The 20153-nt window shown below is 62.3% G+C and carries 22 protein-coding genes; all 22 read right to left on the minus strand.

Annotated elements, in window-relative coordinates; genetic code table 11:
- Nucleotide 1: 1 nt before the first annotated feature.
- The 22 genes from hypE to KI613_RS20010 all read right to left on the minus strand — a co-directional run bounded on the left by hypE (nt 2) and on the right by KI613_RS20010 (nt 20152).
- Nucleotides 2-1054, minus strand: a complete 1053-nt coding sequence (gene hypE / locus KI613_RS19905; RefSeq protein WP_226402762.1) for a hydrogenase expression/formation protein HypE — start codon at nt 1052-1054, stop codon at nt 2-4.
- Between the two features lie 663 nt (nt 1055-1717).
- Nucleotides 1718-2845: a hydrogenase formation protein HypD gene (gene hypD, locus KI613_RS19910; RefSeq protein ID WP_226402764.1), complete on the minus strand. Its 1128-nt coding sequence runs from the start codon at nt 2843-2845 to the stop codon at nt 1718-1720.
- Nucleotides 2846-2848: 3 nt separating this feature from the next.
- On the minus strand, nt 2849-3094 hold the full coding sequence (locus KI613_RS19915) for a HypC/HybG/HupF family hydrogenase formation chaperone (protein WP_226402766.1): 246 nt from the start codon (nt 3092-3094) through the stop codon (nt 2849-2851).
- 53 nt (nt 3095-3147) lie between these two features.
- The gene (gene hybE, locus KI613_RS19920) at nt 3148-3699 is read right to left on the minus strand and encodes a [NiFe]-hydrogenase assembly chaperone HybE (protein WP_226402768.1); all 552 of its coding nucleotides are present in this window, start codon (nt 3697-3699) and stop codon (nt 3148-3150) included.
- A complete protein-coding gene (locus KI613_RS19925; RefSeq protein WP_226402770.1) occupies nt 3692-3982 on the minus strand; it encodes a HypC/HybG/HupF family hydrogenase formation chaperone in 291 nt (96 codons plus the stop codon). The genes hybE (KI613_RS19920) and KI613_RS19925 overlap by 8 nt, the downstream gene beginning before the upstream one ends.
- A complete protein-coding gene (locus KI613_RS19930; RefSeq protein ID WP_226402772.1) occupies nt 3982-4461 on the minus strand; it encodes a HyaD/HybD family hydrogenase maturation endopeptidase in 480 nt (159 codons plus the stop codon). The genes KI613_RS19925 and KI613_RS19930 overlap by 1 nt, the downstream gene beginning before the upstream one ends.
- A 67-nt stretch (nt 4462-4528) precedes the next feature.
- Nucleotides 4529-6241, minus strand: coding sequence for a nickel-dependent hydrogenase large subunit (locus KI613_RS19935; RefSeq protein ID WP_226402774.1), 1713 nt, complete (start codon nt 6239-6241; stop codon nt 4529-4531).
- A 21-nt stretch (nt 6242-6262) separates the two neighbouring features.
- Nucleotides 6263-7423 carry a Ni/Fe-hydrogenase cytochrome b subunit gene (gene hybB, locus KI613_RS19940; protein ID WP_226402776.1) on the minus strand — a complete coding sequence of 387 codons (1161 nt, stop codon included), beginning with the start codon at nt 7421-7423 and terminating at the stop codon, nt 6263-6265.
- On the minus strand, nt 7420-8442 hold the full coding sequence (gene hybA / locus KI613_RS19945) for a hydrogenase 2 operon protein HybA (RefSeq protein WP_226402778.1): 1023 nt from the start codon (nt 8440-8442) through the stop codon (nt 7420-7422). The genes hybB and hybA overlap by 4 nt, the downstream gene beginning before the upstream one ends.
- A gap of 1 nt (nt 8443) precedes the next feature.
- Nucleotides 8444-9649: a hydrogenase small subunit gene (locus KI613_RS19950; protein ID WP_226402780.1), complete on the minus strand. Its 1206-nt coding sequence runs from the start codon at nt 9647-9649 to the stop codon at nt 8444-8446.
- A gap of 214 nt (nt 9650-9863) precedes the next feature.
- Nucleotides 9864-12167, minus strand: coding sequence for a carbamoyltransferase HypF (hypF, locus tag KI613_RS19955; protein ID WP_226402782.1), 2304 nt, complete (start codon nt 12165-12167; stop codon nt 9864-9866).
- Nucleotides 12164-13237 (minus strand): hydrogenase nickel incorporation protein HypB, encoded by a 1074-nt coding sequence (hypB, locus tag KI613_RS19960; protein ID WP_226402784.1) that lies wholly within the window; start codon nt 13235-13237, stop codon nt 12164-12166. Before hypB ends, hypF begins: the two co-directional genes overlap by 4 nt.
- A 13-nt stretch (nt 13238-13250) precedes the next feature.
- Nucleotides 13251-13592, minus strand: a complete 342-nt coding sequence (hypA, locus tag KI613_RS19965) for a hydrogenase maturation nickel metallochaperone HypA (RefSeq protein WP_226402786.1) — start codon at nt 13590-13592, stop codon at nt 13251-13253.
- Complete coding sequence (locus KI613_RS19970) at nt 13585-14514, minus strand: hypothetical protein (RefSeq protein WP_226402788.1); 930 nt, start codon at nt 14512-14514, stop codon at nt 13585-13587. Before KI613_RS19970 ends, hypA begins: the two co-directional genes overlap by 8 nt.
- Nucleotides 14511-14978, minus strand: a complete 468-nt coding sequence (gene hybE, locus KI613_RS19975) for a [NiFe]-hydrogenase assembly chaperone HybE (protein ID WP_226402790.1) — start codon at nt 14976-14978, stop codon at nt 14511-14513. Before hybE (KI613_RS19975) ends, KI613_RS19970 begins: the two co-directional genes overlap by 4 nt.
- A gap of 147 nt (nt 14979-15125) precedes the next feature.
- Entirely contained in the window at nt 15126-15323 is a 198-nt protein-coding gene (locus tag KI613_RS19980; RefSeq protein WP_226402793.1) for a rubredoxin, read from the minus strand.
- 11 nt (nt 15324-15334) lie between these two features.
- Complete coding sequence (locus tag KI613_RS19985; protein WP_226402795.1) at nt 15335-16198, minus strand: hydrogenase expression/formation protein; 864 nt, start codon at nt 16196-16198, stop codon at nt 15335-15337.
- Nucleotides 16195-16653 (minus strand): thioredoxin domain-containing protein, encoded by a 459-nt coding sequence (locus KI613_RS19990; RefSeq protein ID WP_226402797.1) that lies wholly within the window; start codon nt 16651-16653, stop codon nt 16195-16197. Before KI613_RS19990 ends, KI613_RS19985 begins: the two co-directional genes overlap by 4 nt.
- Nucleotides 16650-16952 (minus strand): HypC/HybG/HupF family hydrogenase formation chaperone, encoded by a 303-nt coding sequence (locus tag KI613_RS19995; RefSeq protein ID WP_226402799.1) that lies wholly within the window; start codon nt 16950-16952, stop codon nt 16650-16652. Before KI613_RS19995 ends, KI613_RS19990 begins: the two co-directional genes overlap by 4 nt.
- Nucleotide 16953: 1 nt before the next feature.
- On the minus strand, nt 16954-17568 hold the full coding sequence (locus KI613_RS20000) for a HyaD/HybD family hydrogenase maturation endopeptidase (RefSeq protein ID WP_226402801.1): 615 nt from the start codon (nt 17566-17568) through the stop codon (nt 16954-16956).
- A gap of 66 nt (nt 17569-17634) precedes the next feature.
- The gene (gene cybH / locus KI613_RS20005) at nt 17635-18339 is read right to left on the minus strand and encodes a Ni/Fe-hydrogenase, b-type cytochrome subunit (protein ID WP_226402803.1); all 705 of its coding nucleotides are present in this window, start codon (nt 18337-18339) and stop codon (nt 17635-17637) included.
- A gap of 22 nt (nt 18340-18361) precedes the next feature.
- Nucleotides 18362-20152 carry a nickel-dependent hydrogenase large subunit gene (locus KI613_RS20010; protein ID WP_226402805.1) on the minus strand — a complete coding sequence of 597 codons (1791 nt, stop codon included), beginning with the start codon at nt 20150-20152 and terminating at the stop codon, nt 18362-18364.
- Nucleotide 20153 lies beyond the last annotated feature (1 nt).

Consider the following 20153-nt stretch of genomic DNA (forward strand, 5'->3'; position numbering starts at 1 on the left):
CTCAGCAAATCCGCGGCAACTGCTCGCCGCTCAGCCAGTCCACGATACGACGACCGCCAAAACCGGTCGTCATCTGGACGAAATGGTGTTCATCGGCATGCACGGTGCCGACGATGGCCGCCGCCGCTCCGAGCGGGTGGGCGTGCATCGCGGCCAATAACTTGTCCGCATCCGCCTCGGCGCAGATCGCCACCAGTTTTCCCTCGTTGGCGACATAAAGCGGGTCCAATCCCAGAAATTCGCAAGCCGCATTGACCGCCGGGGTTACCGGTATAGCCTTTTCCTGCAGCATCATGCCGACACCCGATTGCTTGGCGATTTCGTTGAGTGTCGTGGCCAGTCCGCCCCGCGTCGGGTCGCGCAGGACGTGGATATCGGCGCCGCTGGCCCGCATCGCCTCAATCAGGCCATGCAGGGCAGCCGTGTCGGAAATGATCGGTGATTCGAAACCGAGGCTTTCGCGCTCGGCCATGATCGCCATGCCGTGATCGCCCAATGTGCCGGAAACCAGAATGACATCTCCCGGTTTTGCATAACGGCCGGACAGTTCGCGACCCGGCGCGACGACGCCGACGCCGGTCGTCGTGATGAACACGCCATCGCCCTTGCCGCGCTCGACAACCTTGGTGTCGCCCGTCACCACTGGCACCCCGGCCTCCTTCGCGGCGGCGGCCATGCTTTGCACGATGCGCGCCAAATCGGCGAGTTTGAAACCTTCTTCGAGGATGAAGCCAGCAGAAAGGTAGAGTGGCTTGGCCCCCATCATGGCCACGTCGTTGATCGTGCCATGCACTGACAGGCAGCCGATATCACCGCCCGGGAAGAACAGCGGCGAAACGACGTGCGAGTCGGTGGCCATGACCAGTTTTCCCTCGCCCGGGTTCGGCAGCAGCGCACCGTCGTCACCCTGAGCCAGGTATTCGTTACCGAGGTATTTGGCGAACAGCTCCTCGATCAGTTGCGCCATGGCCCGGCCGCCGGAGCCGTGGGCCATGTCGACATGGCCGTGCTTGATGTCAAGGGGACGGACGTAGTTTTTGCGGGTTTCGGTCATAGGGTTGGGTCAATGAGTCTTTTTGGGTTGGCTGCTTCTATCTCAAACACAGCTTTCTTCGCTAGCGCTGGGGTTCCGCCCTTGCGGGGCGTCTTACTTTTTCTTGCTTCGCCAAGAAAAAGTAAGCAAAAAGAAGGCGACCCTGGGTCGGTGCCGGCTACGCCGGTTCCCTGCGCTACTCGGTGCTGTCGGGGGCTGCGGAACTCGGGCTTCGCCCTCAGACAGTCCTCGCCCTTTTTCCGCCAGCCCCTGCGTTGCTCGGCACCTCTCAAGGGGCCCGGTGAAACGATCCGCGCTAGGGCTTGGGTGCCAAGATGGCAGATTTCAATTTTGGCCGTTTTTTCCAGTTGACCGTGGGAGCCTGCTCTTTTGGCAAAACGGTCGAACCCGGACGCCTTTGGGGCCCCCGTGGAAGGCGCTGAGCAACGCAGGAAGGCAGGGGGTAGTCGGCGAGGACTGTTTGAGGGGCGCAGCCCCGAGTTCCGCAGCCGCCCGGCGTTCCGAGTAGCGCAAGGAACCGGCGTAGCCGGCGCCGCCCCCGGGGTCGCCTTTTCTTTGGCTACTTTCTTTTGGCGAAGCAAAAGAAAGTACGCCCGCCAACAAGGCGGAACCCCAAGCTCATTCAAAGGAACCCCAAGCCAATTAAAACGAAGAACTCCCACCTCAGGCCACATCCTTATAGCGCCCGTACGTATAGTGCGCCGCACAAGCCCCCTCCGACGACACCATGCACGACCCCACCGGATTCTCCGGCGTACAAACCGTCCCGAAAATCTTGCAGTCCTGCGGCCGCTTGACCCCACGCAGGATCGCCCCGCACTCGCAGGCCTTGTGGTCAGCCACCGATTGATAACCAAGCGGAAAGCGCTTTTCAGCATCAAATTCGGCGAACTGGCTGCGAATGCGCAGCGCCGAGTAAGGCAGGATGTTCAAACCGCGCCATTCAAAGTTCTTGCGCATCTCGAACACTTCGGCCACCAGTTGCTGCGCCTTCTTGTTGCCGTCACGGTCGACGGCCCGCGAAAACTCGTTTTCGACTTCAGCCCGGCCTTCATTGACCTGACGGATCAACATCTTGATCGCCTGCATAACGTCGAGCGGCTCGAAGCCGGCGATGACCACCGGCTTGCGGTATTCCTCAGCGAAAAATTCGTAGGGCCGACTGCCGATAATCGTCGAAACGTGGGCCGGGCCGATGAAGCCGTCGAGCGGCACGGTGCCCCACTGGCGCACTTCCGGCGATTCGAGAATGCTCGAGATGGCCGACGGGGTCAGTACGTGGCAGCAGAGTACCGAGAAATTCTTGAGGCCGAGGGCAGCAGCCTGCTTGATCGCCACCGCCGTCGGCGGCGTCGTCGTCTCGAAGCCGATGGCGAAGAAGACGACCTGCTTTTCCGGATTTTTTTGCGCCAATGTCACGGCATCGGCGCTTGAATAGACCATGCGGATGTCGCCGCCGCGGGCCTTGGCCTTGAGCAGCGACAGGCTGTCGGAGGCTGGCACGCGCAGGCAATCGCCGTAGGTGCACAGCGTGACGCCCTGTTCGAGTGCCAAACGGATCGCCTGATCGACGCGGCCGATGGGCAGCACGCAGACCGGGCAACCCGGGCCGTGGATCATCTTGACGTTGGCCGGCAGCAGGTCGGAAACACCGTAGCGCGAAATGGCGTGGGTATGGCCGCCGCAAAATTCCATGAAATGGTAGCTGCGTGCCGGATTCGCCTCGCGGCGGATGGCTTCGGCCAGGCCCTTGGCGACCTCGCCGTCGCGGAATTCGTCGATGTATTTCATCGGTTAATGAAGCGTGACGTCGCCATCGACCGGCAACTGGCCCATCTCGGCAAAAAGCTTCAGGGTTTTCTCGGCCTCTTCGGGGTCGAGTTTGTTGAGCGCGTAGCCGACATGGACGATCACGTAGTCGCCCACCACCACGCCTTCGACCAGCGCCAGCGAGATTTCCTTCTTGACCCCGGCCAAATCGACCAGGGCGTTGTCGTCGGGGCGCAGTTCAACGACCTGCGCGGGGATCGCGAGACACATTCGCGTTGCTCCTCAATATCGTTTTTCTTGAGGCAGAGTCTACCTGCCTTGGTTCAATTTCGCTTGCCGGCCAGACGACGAAAAAATCCGCGCCGGGAAACCGGGTTTTTTTCCGCCGCGACGGGCTGAGCGACTGCTTCCTGAGCGGGCGGCGGTGAGGCGAAGACGGTCCTGATCGCATCCGCCGCGACCACACGCGCTGCCGCCATGTCCGGCAACTGATCGACCGGCGCGATCAACGGGCAGTACTGGTACGGGCCAATATCAGGGTCGTCGTCGGCAATGAACTGCATGGTGCCGCAAGGCAGGCTCAGGTAGCGCCGCTCTCCGGCCGGGATATCGCCCCACAACTGGCCGCCACCGTAGACCAGCAGCAAATTGAGAAACCACGGCGTGATGACGACGCCCAGCCAGTCGCCATCCAGCCGCTGAAAGCCGATCGCCTCGACGCCCAAAGCGCCATTGACGAAGGGCAGGTCATGCATGCGCGTCTGCCAGACATGCCGGTAATGCGCTTCGAGAAAGGTGGACGGATTGTCCTCGCGCGGCACGGCCGGACGAATGGGCGGTGGGGCAAGGGCAGGCTGGCGGATGCGTTCAGTCATGCGGGCGATTGAGGTCCATGAAATGCAGCGAAGGGTCGAATTCGCCTTCGAGCGAAGCCGCGAGCGCCGACAGCGCATCCTCGATCAACGAACGCTGCTCGTCCTCAACCACTTCACGCGCCAAACCGAGCGAGGTCAACACCCAGGTGCCGACCGGCTGCGGGCCGATCAGCATCATGTTGATGCGCTCGCGCTCGCCGTCGCGTTCAACCCAGGCGAAATCGCCTGCATTGTCGCCGCTGCCTTCCCATTCGACAACGCACTTCGGTATCGACAGGCACATCAGGCCCGCCTCTTTGCGTCGACGCCCAGCAATTGCAACTCGGCCAGGGTCATGGCCAGCAGATCCGGGACTTTAACCGCCACCTCGGGCGACAGTTCCAGCCCGAGCGCCATCGATACCGGCTGCATTCCGACAATGGCAATCGACTTCGGCGCCCGGTCGGTAAATTCCAGACTGGCCAGAACGTCGGACAGGCTGACCTGATGCGGCGACAACTTGGTCCGGAAAAAGACCGGCACATCGTCACCCTTGAGCAGCACCGGCGTGGCCGGTGGCTGGTTGCAACGCACGCAGTCGACGACGATCAGCCCGTCAAGGTTTTCGAGTTGCTCCAGCATCTCCATGCCGCAGGTACCACCATCGATGACTTCGACGTCTGCTGGCAAGACGTAGTCCCGCTCCAGCGCTTCGATGGTGCGCACACCGACACCCTCGTCGGTCAGAAGAATGTTGCCTATACCCAGTACGACAATGCGCATGCTGTGTTCCGATAAAAAGGGGCGCGAATATAGTCGCGCCCCTGATCCAAAAACGCCTTGTGACGAATCAAACGGCCTTCACCGTCACCACCGGGTTGTTCTCCTGATCGACCACATGCACGGCGCAAGCCAGGCAGGGATCGAAGGAATGTACGGTGCGCAGGACTTCCAGCGGCTTTTCCGGATCGGCCACCGGGTTGTCGATCAGACAGGCCTCGTAGGCACCCGGCTGGTCTTTCTCGTTGCGCGGCGCGGCATTCCAGGTCGTCGGCACGACGCACTGGTAGTTCTTGATCTTGCCGGAATCGATGACCACCCAGTGCGACAGCACGCCACGCGGTGCTTCGTGGAAACCGACGCCCATCTGCTCGCCCTTCGGGAAGACCGGCTTGTTGAAGGTCTTGAGGTCGCCCTTGGCCATGTTGGCGAGCAGAAGATCCCACTGGTTGATCAGTTCGTCGACCTGCACGGCGCAGCCGACGGCGCGCGCGGCATGGCGACCGATGGTCGAATGCAGGGCCTCGACGCCGACCTTGGTGCCGGCCACCGTCGATACCAGATCGAGCGCCGCCGTCGCGTACTTCTTGGTCGGCTCATGGCCGGCGGCCAGCATGTTCATGACGCGCGGCAAGGGGCCGACCTGCATCGGCTTGCCGTAGAAGGTCGGCGACTTGAGCCAGCTGTATTTGCCGTCGTCCTGGAAGTCGGTGTAATTCGGCGTCGTTTCACCCTTGTACGGGTGCAGCGACTTATCGTTACCGTCGCTGTAGTTGTACCAGGAATGCTTGATCGCCTCGGAAACACCATCGGTGAAGAACTTGTCGTTGAAACTCGTGATCGGCTTGTAGCTTTCCAGCTTGCCGCCCTCGATGTAGCCGCCGGGCAAGGCGAATGTCGTTCCCTTGCCGTCGAGCGGCACATCCGGCACGCACAGGTAATCGGTGATGCCCTTGCCGTATTTGGTCCAGTCGGCGTAGAAGCCGCCGATGGCGCCGACGTCGACGAGATAGACATTCTTGACGAAGTCTTCGAGCTTGAGCATCCATTCCTTGACCGCCAGCAGACGCTCGATGGTCAGCACCGACTGCGAATCAACCGACAGCGGATTGGCCACGCCGCCGACCGCGACGTTCTGGATGTGCGGCGACTTGGAACCGAGGACAGCGACGATCTTGCTGGCGTAGCGCTGGACCTCCAGCGCCTGCAGGTAGTGCGAAACGGCCAGAAGATTCACTTCCGGCGTCAGCTTCATGGCCGGATGGCCCCAGTAGCCATTAGTGAAGATGCCTAGCTGACCGGTGCCAACGAAGCCCTTCAGGCGTTCCTGCACCTTGACGAACTCGGCCTTGCTGTTGCCATTCCAGTTGGATAGGCCCTGCGCCAGGCTGGCCGTCTTCTCGGGATCGGCCTTCATGGCCGAGACGACATCGACCCAGTCGAGCGCCGACAAGTGGTAGAAATGCACGATATGGTCATGCACGGCGTGGGCCAGCATGATCATGTTGCGGATGTACTGGGCATTGACCGGGATTTCCAGTTGCAACGCATTCTCGACGGCGCGCACCGAGGCGATGGCATGCACCGTCGTGCACACGCCACAGATACGCTGGGTGATGGCCCAGGCGTCGCGCGGATCGCGGCCGATCAGGATGTTCTCGACACCGCGCCACATCTGGCCGGAGGCCCACGCCTTCTTGACGCGACCGCCATCCACCTCGACGTCGACACGCAGGTGCCCTTCGATGCGGGTAACCGGGTCGATGGTGACTCTTTTGGACATTTTGTTCTCCTATCCCTGAATTCAGTGTGCGGCCCCTTCCCGTGCCAGGACGGGAAAGCGGCGGGTAATGACGATGTAAGCGAGCACCTCGATGGCAAACATGCCGAGGGTAACGATCATTTCGGCGATGCTCGGGAAGTAGTTCCAGCCATGATCGACGCCGAGACCAGTGTCGTAGCCGATGAGGAAGCCGTTGATGCGGAGCAGGATGCCGCCCATCATGATCGCGCAGCCGGCGAGGAAAAGCCGGGCCGGATTGCGCCGCGCCCCCGGTGTGCCGACGATCAGGAAGGGTGCTGCGAAGCAGGCCGTTTCCAGCCAGAAGAAGAAGGCCTCGAGACTCGGCGACAGGGCATGGCCGAGCGCACCGCGCACCACCAGATCGCCGAAACGAATCAGCATGAAAACCGCCAGTACGCCGAGCATGATCTTGGCCATCGGTTGCAGCAGATGCATTTCGATCTGCCGACGGTAGGCCGAGGCGGCGACGCAGGATTCGAATAGCACAACACCGTAGCCAATCACGATGGCCGACAACAGGTAGAGCAGCGGCACGATGGGTGTCTGCCACAGCGGATTGACCTGCGGCCCCATCACCACCAGCATGGTCCCGAGCGACGACTGGTGCATCATTGGCAGCAGCGTGCCGAGCGCGATGAAGAAGAACAGCACCTTTTCGAGCTTCTGCTTTTGAACCTTGAGCCCCCACTGCTCCATGAACACCGGCGAAAACTCGATCCACATCACCATGACGTAAGCCGAGATACAGACGGCCACCTCGAACATCACCGAATTGGGATTGGCGTAGGTCGGCCACAGGATGTGCCAGAAATTCCACCAGCGGCCGAGGTCGAAGAGCACCCCGACGCCGGCCAGCGTATAGCCGAACAGGCTGGCCAGCAGGGCGGGCCGGACCAGCGGGTGATAGTGGCCGCGGTTGAAGATGTAGACCAGCATGGCCACGGAGAAGCCGCCGCAGGCGAAGGCCGAGCCGATCACCACATCAAAGACAACCCAGATGCCCCACGGGTAGCCGTCGTTGAGATTGGTCACTGCCCCCAGCCCGAAGATGAAGCGAACGAACAGGATGGCGAGCATGGCCGCGATGAGCACGCTGCAGATCATCACCGGCAGGTTGAACAGCTTGCCGCCGACCGGTGCGGCGGGATGATGGGCGCTCATGATTGCCCTCCTTTATCATCGTCGTCCGGCACCACGTTGCGCTTGGCGACCCAGGTCAGGCCGGCGAGCACGGCAATGGGCATGATCATGCCGCCGTACAACGTGTGCTGGATGGTTTCCGAACTGGCGGCCGACGACTTTGGCGGCAAATCAGGCAGGCCGACCTTCTGGAAGTTGACCGCCGAGAGCTTGAGCACCTGCGTGCCGCCGTATTCCGTTTCGCCGTAGACGTGCTGGAGATAATTGCCGACCTGGGCCTGATAGCCCTGATCGACCGGCCCTTTCCACTTTGCCGCGGCCTCAGGAGTTTCACCCGTGGCCGGCAGCCGACCACGCGGGACAGTGGTCCATTCGCCGGGTTTGAGGGCCAGGCGGCGCTTTGCCTCAGCCAGCAGATCCTCGGTACGGCCGAACAGCGTGGCGCCGGTCGGACAGACCTCGGCACAGGCCGAATAGTGGCCGTCTTCATGGCGATGCCGGCACAGCTCGCACTTGCCGATCTTGCCGGTTGGCGAATCGTACTGGTACTTGGGAATGCCGAACGGACAGGCGGCGACGCAGTAGCGGCAGCCGATGCAGGCATCCGGGTCATAGCTGACGACGCCGGTCACCGGGTCCTTCTGCATCGACGACACCGGGCAGGCCGAAACGCAGGACGGATCGGCGCAGTGCATGCACGAGGTCTTCATGAAGGAGAAGCCGTTCAGCTCGCTGTCCTTCGTCTCCATCGTGCCGTTGCGGTACATCTTGATCAGGTTGAAGGTATGGCCGCTGGTATCGAGCGGCGTATCCCACAAATTGTCCATGGCCGTGAATTCGGCCGGGTTGTCGTTGGCCCGCTTGCAGGCGGCCACGCAGGCCTGACAACCGACGCAGAGGGTTGCGTCGTAAAGCAGGCCGAGGCCTTCCGGCGGACGGACCAGGGTGTCGCGGGCACAAGCCGTTTCGGGCAACACGGCAGTCGCCGCTGCGGCGCCGCCGGCCAGGCAGCCTTTCAGGAAATCACGTCGTGTGGCCATCTCAGACCTCCGTCGATTCGGTGGCTTTGCTGCCGTCCTTCTTGGCCTTTTCCATTTCCTCGGCCTGGTGCGACAGACCAAGATTCTTCGCCATCATTGCCCCGGCCCCGGCGGCGGCCCCCGCCACGGCAGCCAGCACGGCGGCCGAACCAAGCGTCGCGCCGACGCCCTTTTCCTCGACGATGCGCGGCAGGAAGGAGGAAGGTTCGATGTTCTTCAACTTGGCGACGGTATGGATCGGCTTGGTGAAGCCGACGCCCTGCTCGGTACAGCCGATGCACGGGTGACCGCAGGCCACCGGCCAGGTGCCAGCACCGGCGTCGCCGAACATGATGACCGAGCAGTTGGCGTAGGTTTCCGGCCCCTTGCAGCCGAGCTTGTACAGGCAGTGGCCCTTGCGATGACCCTCGTCACCGAATTCCATGGCGAAACGGCCGGCGTCGAAGTGGGCACGACGCTCGCAGTTTTCGTGGATCAGGCGGGAATAGGCGAACTTGGGCCGGCCCTTGTCATCGACTTCCGGCAGCTTGCCGAAGGTCAGGAAATGCACGACCGTGGACAGGAAGTTGTACGGATTGGGCGGACAGCCGGGGATGGTCACCACCGGCTTGCCGAGGACTTGGGATACACCGCTCGACCCGGTGGGGCTGGAGGTCGCCCCGGGAATCGACGGAATCGTCGAGGGCATCCCTCCCCACGAGGCGCAGGAGCCGATGGCGATGACGGCAGCCGCGTCGGCGGCACATTCCTTGACGAGTTCGATGGCCGTCTTGCCACCGATCTTGCAGTAGACGCCGCCATCCTTGGTCGGAATCGCGCCTTCGACGACCAGGATGTATTTGCCCTTGTTTTCGGCCATCGCCGTCTTGCGGGCTGCTTCAACCTGGTGCCCGGCGGCGGCGAACAGGGTTTCGTGATAGTCGAGCGAGATGATGTCGAGGATCAGCTTTTCCAGCGTCGGATGCTCGGCACGCAGGATGGATTCAGTGCACCCGGTGCACTCCTGGAAGTGCAGCCAGATGACGCTCGGCCGCCTTTTGACGGCGACCGCTTCGGCAACTGCGGCATCCGCCCCTTGCGGCAGCCCCAGTGTCGTCGCCAGCGCGGCGCAGAATTGCAGAAACTCGCGCCGATCCATCGACAAACGCCTGGCCGCAGCCTCGATACGTTCATCCAGTTCCAGCGAAATCAGATTTTGATTGGCCATTTATCTCCCCTTTTTTGACGTCGGCCGGTGATGGCTGACCCCTGTTCTCTGTCGGGAAGTGGCGTGTATTAGAAATACTAATTATTCGGGAAAAGGGAGCAACAAGCGGACCAGATCAAATGGCCACCATAAAAACTTTTGAATCCATGTACTTATCGAAAACAACCGGCGGCAGGCGAGGGCAAAACTGGAAAAACTCTTTCCATTTTTGCGCTCAAAGTGATTGGCGACTTTCCATGCGCCGAATCACCCAGGCCTGACCCAGGGCCAGTCCGCCATCATTGGGCGGCGCCTGACGGGCTTCGAGTAGCTCGATATCGGCGGCGTCGAAATGGCTGCGTAACGCGGTCATGAGCACAGCGTTCATCGCGCAGCCGCCGCCAATGACGATTTTAGTGCCTTTCAATTTTGGGCTTTTTTTCCGGTTGACCGTAGCAATCGCCCAGTCAGCCAGACCGGCCGCCACGGTGGCGTGAAACAGTGCCGCGCCGTGGGCGGCATCGTCCTTGCAGCCCATCAGGGCCGACAACATCGGCGAAAAGTCGAGAATCGCGCCATCATCAAGCAAGGCATAACCGTCGGGCAAAGGAGAAACCGGGCCGTATTGGGCGGCCAGACCTTCGAGTTCCATCGCCGCCTGCCCTTCAAAATGCATGAGGTCGCGTACGCCGAGCAGGCCGGCGGCGGCGTCGAACCAGCGGCCGAGGCTGGTCGTCGGCGGGCAGCGCAGATTGCGGGCGAGCATGGTGAGCAGCGGACCGGGATCGCGCGTCGGGTAATACTGCTTGATCCAGCCGCCGACGCGGTAGCCGAAGCCGGCGCCGTGCAGCGCGGAGACGGCCATGCGCCACGGCTCTTTGGCGGCGCGGTCGCCGCCCGGCATGGCCAGCGAGCTGAGGTGGCCGAGGCGTTCGCAGTTTGCGCCATCAAGATGCAGCAACTCACCGCCCCAGGCGCCACCGTCCGGGCCGAGGCCGACGCCATCGAGCGCCAGGCCGATTATCGGTTCGTTGATGCCATGTTCGGCGCAGATAGCGGCGATATGGGCGTGATGATGGCCAACGGCAATGGCCGGAATACCGAGTTTTTCTGCCAGGCGCACGGCCAGATGCGTCGACGGGAAATCGGGATGCAGGTCGTGGGCGATCAGTTCGGGCCGGACGTCGAGGATGGCCAGCAAGTGCTCGACTGTTTCTTCAAGGAAACCGATGGCCGCCGCGTTGTCGAGACCGCCGATGTGTTGCGAGAGAAAGGCTTCGTGGCCTTTCATGACGCAGATCGTGTTCTTCAGGTAGCCGCCCAGTGCCAACACGGTTGGGCAGTCGTCGGCCAGTTGAATGGGCACCGGCACGTAACCGCGGGCCCGGCGGATGAAGGCCGGGCCGGCACGGACGACCGAATCGTCGCAGCGGATGACGATCTCGCGGTCGTGCAGCAGGTAGGCGTCGGCAATGCCGGACAGGCGTTCAAGCGCTTCATCGTTGCCGATGACCAGCGGTTCGCCCTGCGGGTTGGCGCTGGTCATGACCAGCAGCAAGTCGCTGGTGTGTGTCAGCCAGTCGGTACCACTCGGCCGGCCAGCCGCTTCGTGCCAGAGCAGCAAGTGGAGCGGCGTCGCCGGCAGCATGACACCAAGCCAGGCGAGGCCGGGGGCTATGCCTTTCAGTTCTGCGTCGCCCTTGGGACAGAGGACGATAGGTGCGGCGACGCTGTGCAGCATCGTCAGTTCGTCATTTCCAATCCGCGCAAATTCGGCCAGCGAGGCGGCGTTGAGTCCCATCACGGCGAAGGGCTTTTCCTCGCGCTGCTTGCGTTCGCGCAGTTCGGCGACAGCGGTTGTGTTGCGCGCCTCGCAGGCGAGGTGGAAGCCGCCGAGACCCTTGATGGCGACGATTTTTCCATCGCGCAGCAGGCGCAGGGTTTCGCTGATGGGATCACCGGCCAGCGGCTTACCGTCGTCGGAAAGTAAATTCAGATGAGGGCCGCAATCCGGGCAGCAGGTGGTTTCGGCGTGGAAACGACGGTCGCTCGGGGCGAAGTATTCGTCGCTGCACGGCGTGCACAGCGGAAAGGCGGCGAGGCTGGTTTGCGCGCGGTCGTAGGGAATGCTCCGGCTGACCGTATAGCGTGGACCGCAATGCGTGCAGGTGGTGAAGGCGTAGCGCCAGCGGCGGTTGGTCGGGTCGGAGATGTCAGCGATGCACTCGGGACAGATGGCGGCATCGGGGCCGATGGCGGTTTTGACTTCGCCCGACTCGCTGTCGAGGATGACGAAGCCTTCGCAACTCACTTCGGTTTCTTCGTCCTCGATGCCGTCGATGCGGGCCAGACGCGGTGCTTCGAGCGGCAAACGGGATTTCAATTTTGGCCAATTTTTCCCGTTGACCGCAACAATCACCCCGGCCCCGTCGTTGCGCACCCAGCCGGTCAGCCCGAGCTCACTGGCCAGCCGCCAGACGTAGGGCCGAAAGCCGACGCCCTGGACGAGACCGCGAATGCGGAACAGGCGGCCGGTCACTTTCCGGCCTGCATCTGCTCCATCTGACGCTCCAGTTCAGCGACGCGCTGCTTCAGGGCATCGACCGTTTCGGTACAGTGGCCGCGCTGCGTTTCGAGGCCGGATTGAATCCAGTCCAGCCAGGCGCTCAGGCCATCGCCGCTGGTCGCCGAGACGCGGAAAATGGTCAGGTGCGGATTGACCCGACGGGCATTGGCTTCGGCCAGGTCGGCATCGAATTCAAGGTAGGGCAGCAGGTCGCACTTGTTGAGCAGCATGACGTCGGCCGCGCGGAACATGTCCGGATATTTGAGCGGCTTGTCCTCGCCTTCGGTGACCGACAGGATGGCGACCTTGTGGTGTTCGCCGAGATCGAAGGCGGCCGGGCAAACGAGGTTGCCGACATTCTCGATGAGGAACAGCGATTCATCGGCCGGCTTCAGGCGTTCCAGCGCGTGGCCGACCATATGGCCGTCGAGATGGCAGCCCTTGCCAGTGTTGATCTGCAGGGCCTGAACGCCGGTGGCGCGGATGCGCTCGGCGTCGTTGGAGGTCTGCTGGTCGCCTTCGACGACGCTGATAGTGACCTTGTCCTTGAGCAGTTCGATGGTTTTGACGAGCAGCGTCGTCTTGCCGGAACCCGGGCTGGAGACGAGGTTGAGCGCGAAGATGCCGCGCTCGTCGAACCAGCGACGGTTGGCCACAGCGTAGGTGTTGTTCTTGGCCAGGATGTCCTGCTCGATCTGCACCATGCGCGCCTGCGACATGCCGGGAACATGGGCGCGGGCCGGGCCGGTGCCATAGTCGAGATCGCCGGCGATGCCGTGTTCGTGGTGATGATGCTCGTCGCCATGGGTGTGGGCGTGTTCACCGGAATGGACGTGATCGTGGCTGTGTTCGCTGCCGTCACCGTGGTGATGGCTGTGGGAATGGGCGCCGAGCGGCGCAGCGACGGTGCTGTGGGCGTGATCGTGGTCATGCCCGTGGTCGTGCGTGTGGGTATGCACCGTGCCGTCCTCGTGGACGTGCGTATGTTCGTGCTCACCTTCGATCTTCGTTTCCCCTGCGCCGCAGCCGCAAACTGTACACATATCCGTCTCCTGATTACTCGATCTCTATTTCCTTGACCCGCATTTCCGTGCCGCCGGTGGCCTGGACCTGATGGCTGCCGCATTTCGGGCAGGCACCGTAGAGTTCCTGCATCGGCACTGTTTCGGCACATAGCATGCACCAGCCGGCGCCCGGCACGTTAATAATTTCCAGCGCAGCGCCCTGGGCGATGCTGCCGTTGGTTACCGCCTCGAAACAAAATTTCAGCGCCTCCGGCTCGACCGACGACATCCGGCCGATTTCCAGTACGACCAGCTTGACCCGGCTGGCGTTCTCGCGTTTTGCGGTTTCTTCGACCAGTTGCAGCACGCCTTCGGCCAGCGACATTTCATGCATCAAGCACCTCCGCGACATAGGGCAGACAGGGATCAAGCGCCAGTATGGCCCGGTTCAAGCCCCGTCTGGCCTGATCGAGAGAAGCAAACTGGAGATTATCGAGCAAGGATGACAGGGCGGTGGCATCGGCAAAAAAACTGTCGGTCGGCGCCTGAACACGGTAGTTGGCCACCGCGCCCTCAACCACATGCACCGCATGGGTCAGCACGCCGCGCGCCGTCATGGTTTGCCCGACGCCCCAGCCGCCCTCGCCGGCACTGGCCACCGGAAAAGGGGTGCCGCTGGCCAGGGCATCGACGGCAGCCAGGGTTTCGGCCAATCGGGCCAGAAAAACCGAGCGAATCGAGGTCGGCACGGGCAGCGCCGGCATTTGTGCCGCAGTGCCCTGCCAGTAGTCCAGCCAGGCCTGTGGGGCGAGCGGCGCGGCGGCCGGAATCTCCAGTTCGCCATCGTCCGGCGCTACTTCATCGGTGCTGCGGTCAACCAGCATTTCGAGGCATTTTTCAGCAATGGGGCGCAGGCTTTGGTGCAACAAGTTTTGCGTTACCGCCAGACAATCGCCACCCTGCCGCGCGTTGCGCCAGGCGATGAAGGCTTCCTTTTCCGGGCGCAGACCGAGCGCCGGCGGCCAGTCGAGTAGCAGGCGCCAGAAGTTTTCATGCAGTACTTCCAGCCACAGTTCGGCGCTGTCGAAAGCCCGCGGCGCCTCGCCCTGGGCCGCTGTCACAGCCGCCTCGGCCGCCGCCCGCTGGGCATGGGAGCACAGGGTGAATAAATAAGGCACGGTCTTGGTCACCACATCGGGCAACTGGCCTATGAACAGGCGGGTGACCGAAGGGCGCGTCAGGTCGACGCGAATATCGTGCAGACCGCGCTCCTTGAAACGCGCCTTGACGGTGAGCAGGCCGGCGCTGGAGGTCATCGCCCCAACCCAAGAAAGGCGCGACGGCTGGTCGCCTTGGCTGGCGGCGGCTCGGCCAGCGGGTCGGCAAACAGCGCATGGGCTGCGGCCAGAGCGGTCAGGCGTGCTGCTTCATGGCTCTCGAACTCCAGCGCTGGCGAGAACAGCGAACAGAGGTGGTAGACGCCGATGCTGTCTTCCTCGGCCACGGTGAATTCGTAATCGCCGGACGGAAAACGCCAGTCGTGCTTGCTGCAGGCGGCCAACGCCGGCCAGCCCTCAAGCTGACCGGGCAGGCAGAGCAGGTTGATCGCCCACGGCGTGATCATCGCCCCGACCCAATGGCCATCGGGCGTTCGCTGGAAACCGACTGCCTCGACCTGCAGTTTGCGGTTGCAGATCGGCACATCGTGCATCCGGGTCCGGGCGATGGTGGCGAAGGCGGCGACCAGTTCGGGCGACGGGTCGGTCGTCCAGAACCTCATTTGGCAGCCCTCATTCCGCCCTCCACGTACCCGGAATAGACAATACCCCAAGCCAGCGGGTTACCGGCAAAAGAAGTCCAGGGAGGGCTTGGACCTCATTCGCGGCCGGTCGCATTCCATGGCAAGCCATGGAGCCTTGCTCCCTGCTCATTCGGTCACCATGAATTTATGCTTGGGCGCATCACAACCCGGACAACACCAGTCGTCGGGCAAATCAGCGAACGGCGTGCCGGGCGGAATGCCGCGCACGTCGTCGCCCTGCTCCGGGTCATAGACCCACCAGCAGATGCCACATTCCAGCCGGTCGCCCGGCTGGACATTGAGAAACGAACCTTCGAAGCGCATGAAGAAGGAGACTAAACGGGCTCCACCATCATGTCGAGATATTCGCGCAGGCGCTCGACGGAATCGGTGAAATCCTCGTCAGCCGCCAGCGCCACTTCGGGCATGCCGATGACTTCGATGGAGTTGAGGATCAGCGCATCCATGCTGTTGAAGTACTGCACCCACCAGACGTTCTGCAGCCGCGTGCTGGTAATCCGGCAGTTGCCATAGCCGCGCGACAGGATCGACACTTCGCGATGGCCGAGCCAGCCGTAGAGCGTGTCGAGGTCGGCATCACTGACCGGTAACAGCGTCAGGTTGATGACGTGGGCGGCGTCGCCGGGTTTCCACGTCGCGGCCTGCATGCGGATTTCTTCGACCAGGGCCTGGGCGTTCATGCAGCCGACCGGGTAGTCGGGCGGCGGCAGATCGGCGGTCGCCGTGGCCAGCATGGTTTCAGTCAGCGCTGCCGGGATGTCGCCGGTTTCGAGGCGGTCGACGACCATCGCGCCATCGTCGGCCACCTGCAGAACGCGCCAGATGCCGGAGAACGCCGTTTCCTGCACCCGCCAGTGTTGCGGCGCCGTGGTGAAGGCGCTGACTTCGCCGAAGCCCATCGATTGATTGATCACATCGCGCATCGTCGCGTCGAGGTCGCGCAGATTGAGCGTGGCGCCACCGGCAAAGCCGACTTTCTCGGCTTCATCAACATAGGCGCCAACCAGGCTGGCCGCCCGATTGACCACCTCGGGCGCCACGTTATCCGGCAGGCGCGGTTGCGAAAAGGTTTCCATGCCTTTCGGCATCGGCAGGTAATCGGGCGCTTCCTCGCCTTGCGAGCCGGGGCCCATGGCGACGACGGAAATCGGGAAGGGACGCATCGTGGACGGGTTCATGCGCAGGCTCCTTGCGTGCTGGCGGCGCGGACGGGAATGCCGATCGGCTTGGGTTGTGCCGGCCCGGTGAGCAGGCGGGCGATTTCGTTCTGGTATTCGTTCCAGTCGCGGATACCGTTAAGGACGCCGACAAACTGGCCGTCACGCAGGAAGACGACAGCCGGGGCGCGCGGCACACCATATTGCTGCATCAGCGGCGCGGAAAAATCGGGGCCGGCAACCCAGCGGGCGATCTGCCCGCCAACCGGTTTGAGCGCTTCGGGCAGGATGACGCAGGCGTCGAGCACTTCGAGATTGCGCTGCGGGTCCTCGGTGAGGAGCAGGGCGGTCAAACCGGCTGGAAATTCGGGATTGTTACGGTCAACCCGAAAAAAGCCGTGTTTTTGAAGTAATCGGCCGATGGCTGTTTCGAGTCTTTCGAGCGAGGTCGGGCCGGCTTTGAGTTCGAGGCTCATGATTGTTGTGTCCTCAGGAAATCGGGGAGTTGGGGTTCGCGATCGAGATCGGCGAAGAAGGCAGAAAAATCAGTGACACCGGACTGCGCGGCATCGAGCGCATCGAGTGCCGCGTCGATGGCGGCAGCGCGCTGGGCGTCGATCACTTCGCGCGCCGCATCAAGAAAAGTCATGAGCCAGGTGCCCGGCAGTTGCTGGCCGACCAGACTGAGGTCGACGCGCACTTCGCCGTTACGGCCGGCGCAGCGGGCGAAGTGTTCGCCGCATTCGAGCACCTGGACGGGGATGCCGAGGCACATATCAAACGCTTTCCATATTCAGGAAACGCGCATCGCCGAGGCGATAAGCGACTTCCGCCGGCGGCCGTTCGGATTCATATACATCCATGGCCAGCGCGTTGTCAGTGATGCTTTCGCTCAGCCCGTCGCGCACCCGACCCGCCGCGCCCCATTTTTCCAGCCAGTCGAGCGCGATGTTGAGAGCCGGCACCATCTGCGCCTTGACGATATCGCGCAGACTGCCGCCGAAATCTTCGAGTTGCTCTGCCTGAACGCCAACAAGGACGAGTTCAGCCGGCAATTTTTGCGTCAGTTCGGCCGCCATGAGCACTTCCTGAAAACCGGTCTGATGCAGACTCATTTTCTTGACGCCCATGAAGCGCGGCACCTGATCGCCGACCACGACGCGCAACCGGCCCGGCTCGTCGCCGTAATCGACGGCATCGAAAACCAGCAGGCAATCGGCCTCCTGGACGTAGGGCAGCAGGTAAAGACCTTGCGTGCCGCCATCCATCACCGTCACCTGCGGCGGAAATTCCCAACCGGCATTGAGGGCTTCGACACAGCGCACGCCGAAACCTTCGTCGGCCCACAGGATATTGCCGATACCAAGGACGAGAATGCGTTTGCTATTCATTGAAAGCCTCTGAGAAAACGCCCCGTGCTACGTCGACCGCAGCACGGGGCTAATGCATTTAAAGCTTCAGTCCTTGAACATCCGCCAGCCGCTGATCATCGTCGAGATCAGGCTCTGCCGGCTCATGATGTCTTCGCGGATCGCCGCATAGACATGCACCAGCACGAAAGTCATCATGATCCACATGCCCAGCCGGTGCAGGTTATGCACCTGCATCGAGCCGCCGAGGGTCGGGATGACCCAACCGAACAGGCTGTCCTGCCAGCTGCCCAGCCCGGCGCCTTCGCTGTACAGGGCGAAGCCGGTGAACAGCATGCCGACGGCCAGGATCGTGAAGAAGAAGAACATCATGAGCTGCGCCATCGGGTTGTGGCCGACGTATTTCTTTGGCGTCTTTTCGAGGAACAGATACCAGCGCAATTCGAAGAAGACTTCGCTCCACCACTGCGGATTGGTGATCGGCAGCCGGAAAATCTGCTTGGCGTGATGATTGCCGACGAAAGCCCAGTACACCCGGCCGAGCAGCCCGACAGCAAAAATGTAGGCCGCCGAGAAATGAGCAAAGCGGATGTAGCCCATCAGGAAGTTGTCCGACGCTTCGCCGGGCATCGTCGGCAAGGGCTTGCCGATGAAATACCCGGTTACCGCCAACACCACCATGGCCAGCGCATTGATCCAGTGCCACAGACGGACTGGCGCTTCGTAGACATAGATCGAACGGACCTGTTTACCGTGCCTTTCGGCTTCCAGCATGTCCTGTTGAGAGAGCATGATTGCCTCCTTTCCGGACCGCTTAGCGGACCTTGACCGACGTCATTTCCTGTCCATCCGGGCTCATCACGTGCGTCGAGCAGGCCAGGCAGGGATCGAAGGAATGCAGCGTGCGCAGGATTTCGAGCGGCTCGTCGGCCTTGGCCACCGGTGTGTCCATCAGCGCCGCTTCGAAAGCGCCGATCTGGCCCTTGTGGTCGCGCGGACCGCCGTTCCAGGTGGTCGGCACGACGCACTGGTAGTTGTCGATCTTGGTGTCCTTGATCTTGATCCAGTGGCCCAGCGCGCCGCGCGGTGCTTCGGTGAAGCCGGCGCCCATCGCTTCCTTCGGCCAGGTGCTCGGTTCCCACTTCTCGATATTGGCCGTGTTGAGGTCGCCGGCCTTGAGATTGGTCATCAGCTTGTCGAAGAAATAGGACATCTTGTGCGCCGCCCACTGGCATTCCAGACCGCGCGCCGCGGTGCGACCGAGGGTCGAGAACAGCGCGGTGACCGGCACGTCGAGTTCCTTGAGCAAGGCATCGACCGGCTCCTTGAATTCCGGGTTCTTCTGGGCGTAGCCGATGATGTAGCGGGCCAGCGGGCCGACTTCCATGGCGTGGCCGCGCCAGCGCGGGGCCTTGATCCACGAGTACTTGCCGCCTTCGTCGAGTTCCTTGATGTTGGTCTTGGTGCCCTTGGTGTTGGGGCCAAGCACGAAGCTCGGTTCGGTGACGCCGTCGAAGGGATGCAGACCCTTGCTTTCGTCGGGGTACTTGTACCAGGAGTGGTTAACGTATTCCTGAATCTGCTCCGGGTCCTTGAGGTCGATTTCATGGACCTTGGACAGGTCGCCATTGATGATCGCGCCGCGCGGCAGCAGCAGGTTGCCCGCCGAGTAATCGTTGGCCTTGTCCGGGATGTCGCCGTAGGACATGACGTTCTTCGACGACAGGCCGCCGCCGTGCAGCCAGCCCTTGTAGAACTTGGCGATGGCGATCAGGTCGGGGATGTACACCTGCTCGGTGAACTCGATGCTGCGGTCGATGATGCTCTTGACCAGATTGAGCCGCTCCATGTTCACCGCACCGACCGCCCCCGTGCCTTCCATGTTGATGGCGCAGGGCACGCCGCCGACCAGCCAGTTCGGGTGCGGATTCTTGCCGCCGAAAATGGTATGGACCTTGACGATGTCCTTCTGGAAATCGAGGGCCTCGAGGTAGTGCGCCACCGCCATCAGGTTGGCTTCGGGCGGCAGCTTGTAGGCCGGGTTGCCCCAGTAGCCGTTCATGAAGGGGCCGAGCTGGCCGGATTCGACGAACTTCTTGAGGCGGTTCTGGATGTCGCGGAAATAGCCCGGTGACGACAGCGGCCAGCTCGAAATGCTCTGGGCCAGCGCCGAGGTGGCTTTCGGGTCGGCCTTCAGCGCCGACACCACGTCGACCCAGTCGAGCGCATGCAGGTGGTAGAAGTGCACCAGATGGTCATGCACCTGCAGGTTGAGCTGCATGATGTTGCGGATACTGTTGGCGTTTTCCGGAATCTTGATATTCAGCGCATCCTCGACGGCGCGCACCGAGGTCAACGCATGGGTGCCGGTACACACGCCGCAGATGCGCTCGGTGAAGGCCCAGGCGTCACGCGGATCGCGCCCCTTGAGAATGACTTCCAGACCGCGCCACATGGTGCCGGTGGACACGGCATTGCGGATGACGTTCTTGTCGTCGAGATTCACTTCCACCCGCAAGTGGCCTTCGATGCGGCAGACCGGGTCGACGACGACGCGCTTGCCGGAGTTGTCGAGCTTGAAGCCCTGAGTTTCGTAAGCGGCCATT

The sequence above is a fragment of the Ferribacterium limneticum genome, assembly GCF_020510585.1.
In the GTDB taxonomy this organism is placed as follows: domain Bacteria; phylum Pseudomonadota; class Gammaproteobacteria; order Burkholderiales; family Rhodocyclaceae; genus Azonexus.

What these genes read in the sequence shown, in the direction of transcription:
- KI613_RS19935 (WP_226402774.1), bottom strand. Translation starts at nt 6,241, where the DNA reads ATGTCCAAAAGAGTCACCATCGACCCGGTTACCCGCATCGAAGGGCAC.
- hybE (WP_226402790.1), bottom strand. Translation starts at nt 14,978, where the DNA reads ATGAGGTTCTGGACGACCGACCCGTCGCCCGAACTGGTCGCCGCCTTC.
- KI613_RS19915 (WP_226402766.1), bottom strand. Translation starts at nt 3,094, where the DNA reads ATGTGTCTCGCGATCCCCGCGCAGGTCGTTGAACTGCGCCCCGACGAC.
- KI613_RS19925 (WP_226402770.1), bottom strand. Translation starts at nt 3,982, where the DNA reads ATGTGCCTGTCGATACCGAAGTGCGTTGTCGAATGGGAAGGCAGCGGC.
- KI613_RS20000 (WP_226402801.1), bottom strand. Translation starts at nt 17,568, where the DNA reads ATGAATAGCAAACGCATTCTCGTCCTTGGTATCGGCAATATCCTGTGG.
- KI613_RS19990 (WP_226402797.1), bottom strand. Translation starts at nt 16,653, where the DNA reads ATGAGCCTCGAACTCAAAGCCGGCCCGACCTCGCTCGAAAGACTCGAA.
- hybA (WP_226402778.1), bottom strand. Translation starts at nt 8,442, where the DNA reads ATGGCCACACGACGTGATTTCCTGAAAGGCTGCCTGGCCGGCGGCGCC.
- KI613_RS19950 (WP_226402780.1), bottom strand. Translation starts at nt 9,649, where the DNA reads ATGGCCAATCAAAATCTGATTTCGCTGGAACTGGATGAACGTATCGAG.
- hybE (WP_226402768.1), bottom strand. Translation starts at nt 3,699, where the DNA reads ATGACTGAACGCATCCGCCAGCCTGCCCTTGCCCCACCGCCCATTCGT.
- hypD (WP_226402764.1), bottom strand. Translation starts at nt 2,845, where the DNA reads ATGAAATACATCGACGAATTCCGCGACGGCGAGGTCGCCAAGGGCCTG.
- KI613_RS19995 (WP_226402799.1), bottom strand. Translation starts at nt 16,952, where the DNA reads ATGTGCCTCGGCATCCCCGTCCAGGTGCTCGAATGCGGCGAACACTTC.
- hypA (WP_226402786.1), bottom strand. Translation starts at nt 13,592, where the DNA reads ATGCATGAAATGTCGCTGGCCGAAGGCGTGCTGCAACTGGTCGAAGAA.
- KI613_RS19980 (WP_226402793.1), bottom strand. Translation starts at nt 15,323, where the DNA reads ATGCGCTTCGAAGGTTCGTTTCTCAATGTCCAGCCGGGCGACCGGCTG.
- cybH (WP_226402803.1), bottom strand. Translation starts at nt 18,339, where the DNA reads ATGCTCTCTCAACAGGACATGCTGGAAGCCGAAAGGCACGGTAAACAG.
- hypB (WP_226402784.1), bottom strand. Translation starts at nt 13,237, where the DNA reads ATGTGTACAGTTTGCGGCTGCGGCGCAGGGGAAACGAAGATCGAAGGT.
- KI613_RS19930 (WP_226402772.1), bottom strand. Translation starts at nt 4,461, where the DNA reads ATGCGCATTGTCGTACTGGGTATAGGCAACATTCTTCTGACCGACGAG.
- hybB (WP_226402776.1), bottom strand. Translation starts at nt 7,423, where the DNA reads ATGAGCGCCCATCATCCCGCCGCACCGGTCGGCGGCAAGCTGTTCAAC.
- KI613_RS20010 (WP_226402805.1), bottom strand. Translation starts at nt 20,152, where the DNA reads ATGGCCGCTTACGAAACTCAGGGCTTCAAGCTCGACAACTCCGGCAAG.
- KI613_RS19970 (WP_226402788.1), bottom strand. Translation starts at nt 14,514, where the DNA reads ATGACCTCCAGCGCCGGCCTGCTCACCGTCAAGGCGCGTTTCAAGGAG.
- hypE (WP_226402762.1), bottom strand. Translation starts at nt 1,054, where the DNA reads ATGACCGAAACCCGCAAAAACTACGTCCGTCCCCTTGACATCAAGCAC.
- KI613_RS19985 (WP_226402795.1), bottom strand. Translation starts at nt 16,198, where the DNA reads ATGAACCCGTCCACGATGCGTCCCTTCCCGATTTCCGTCGTCGCCATG.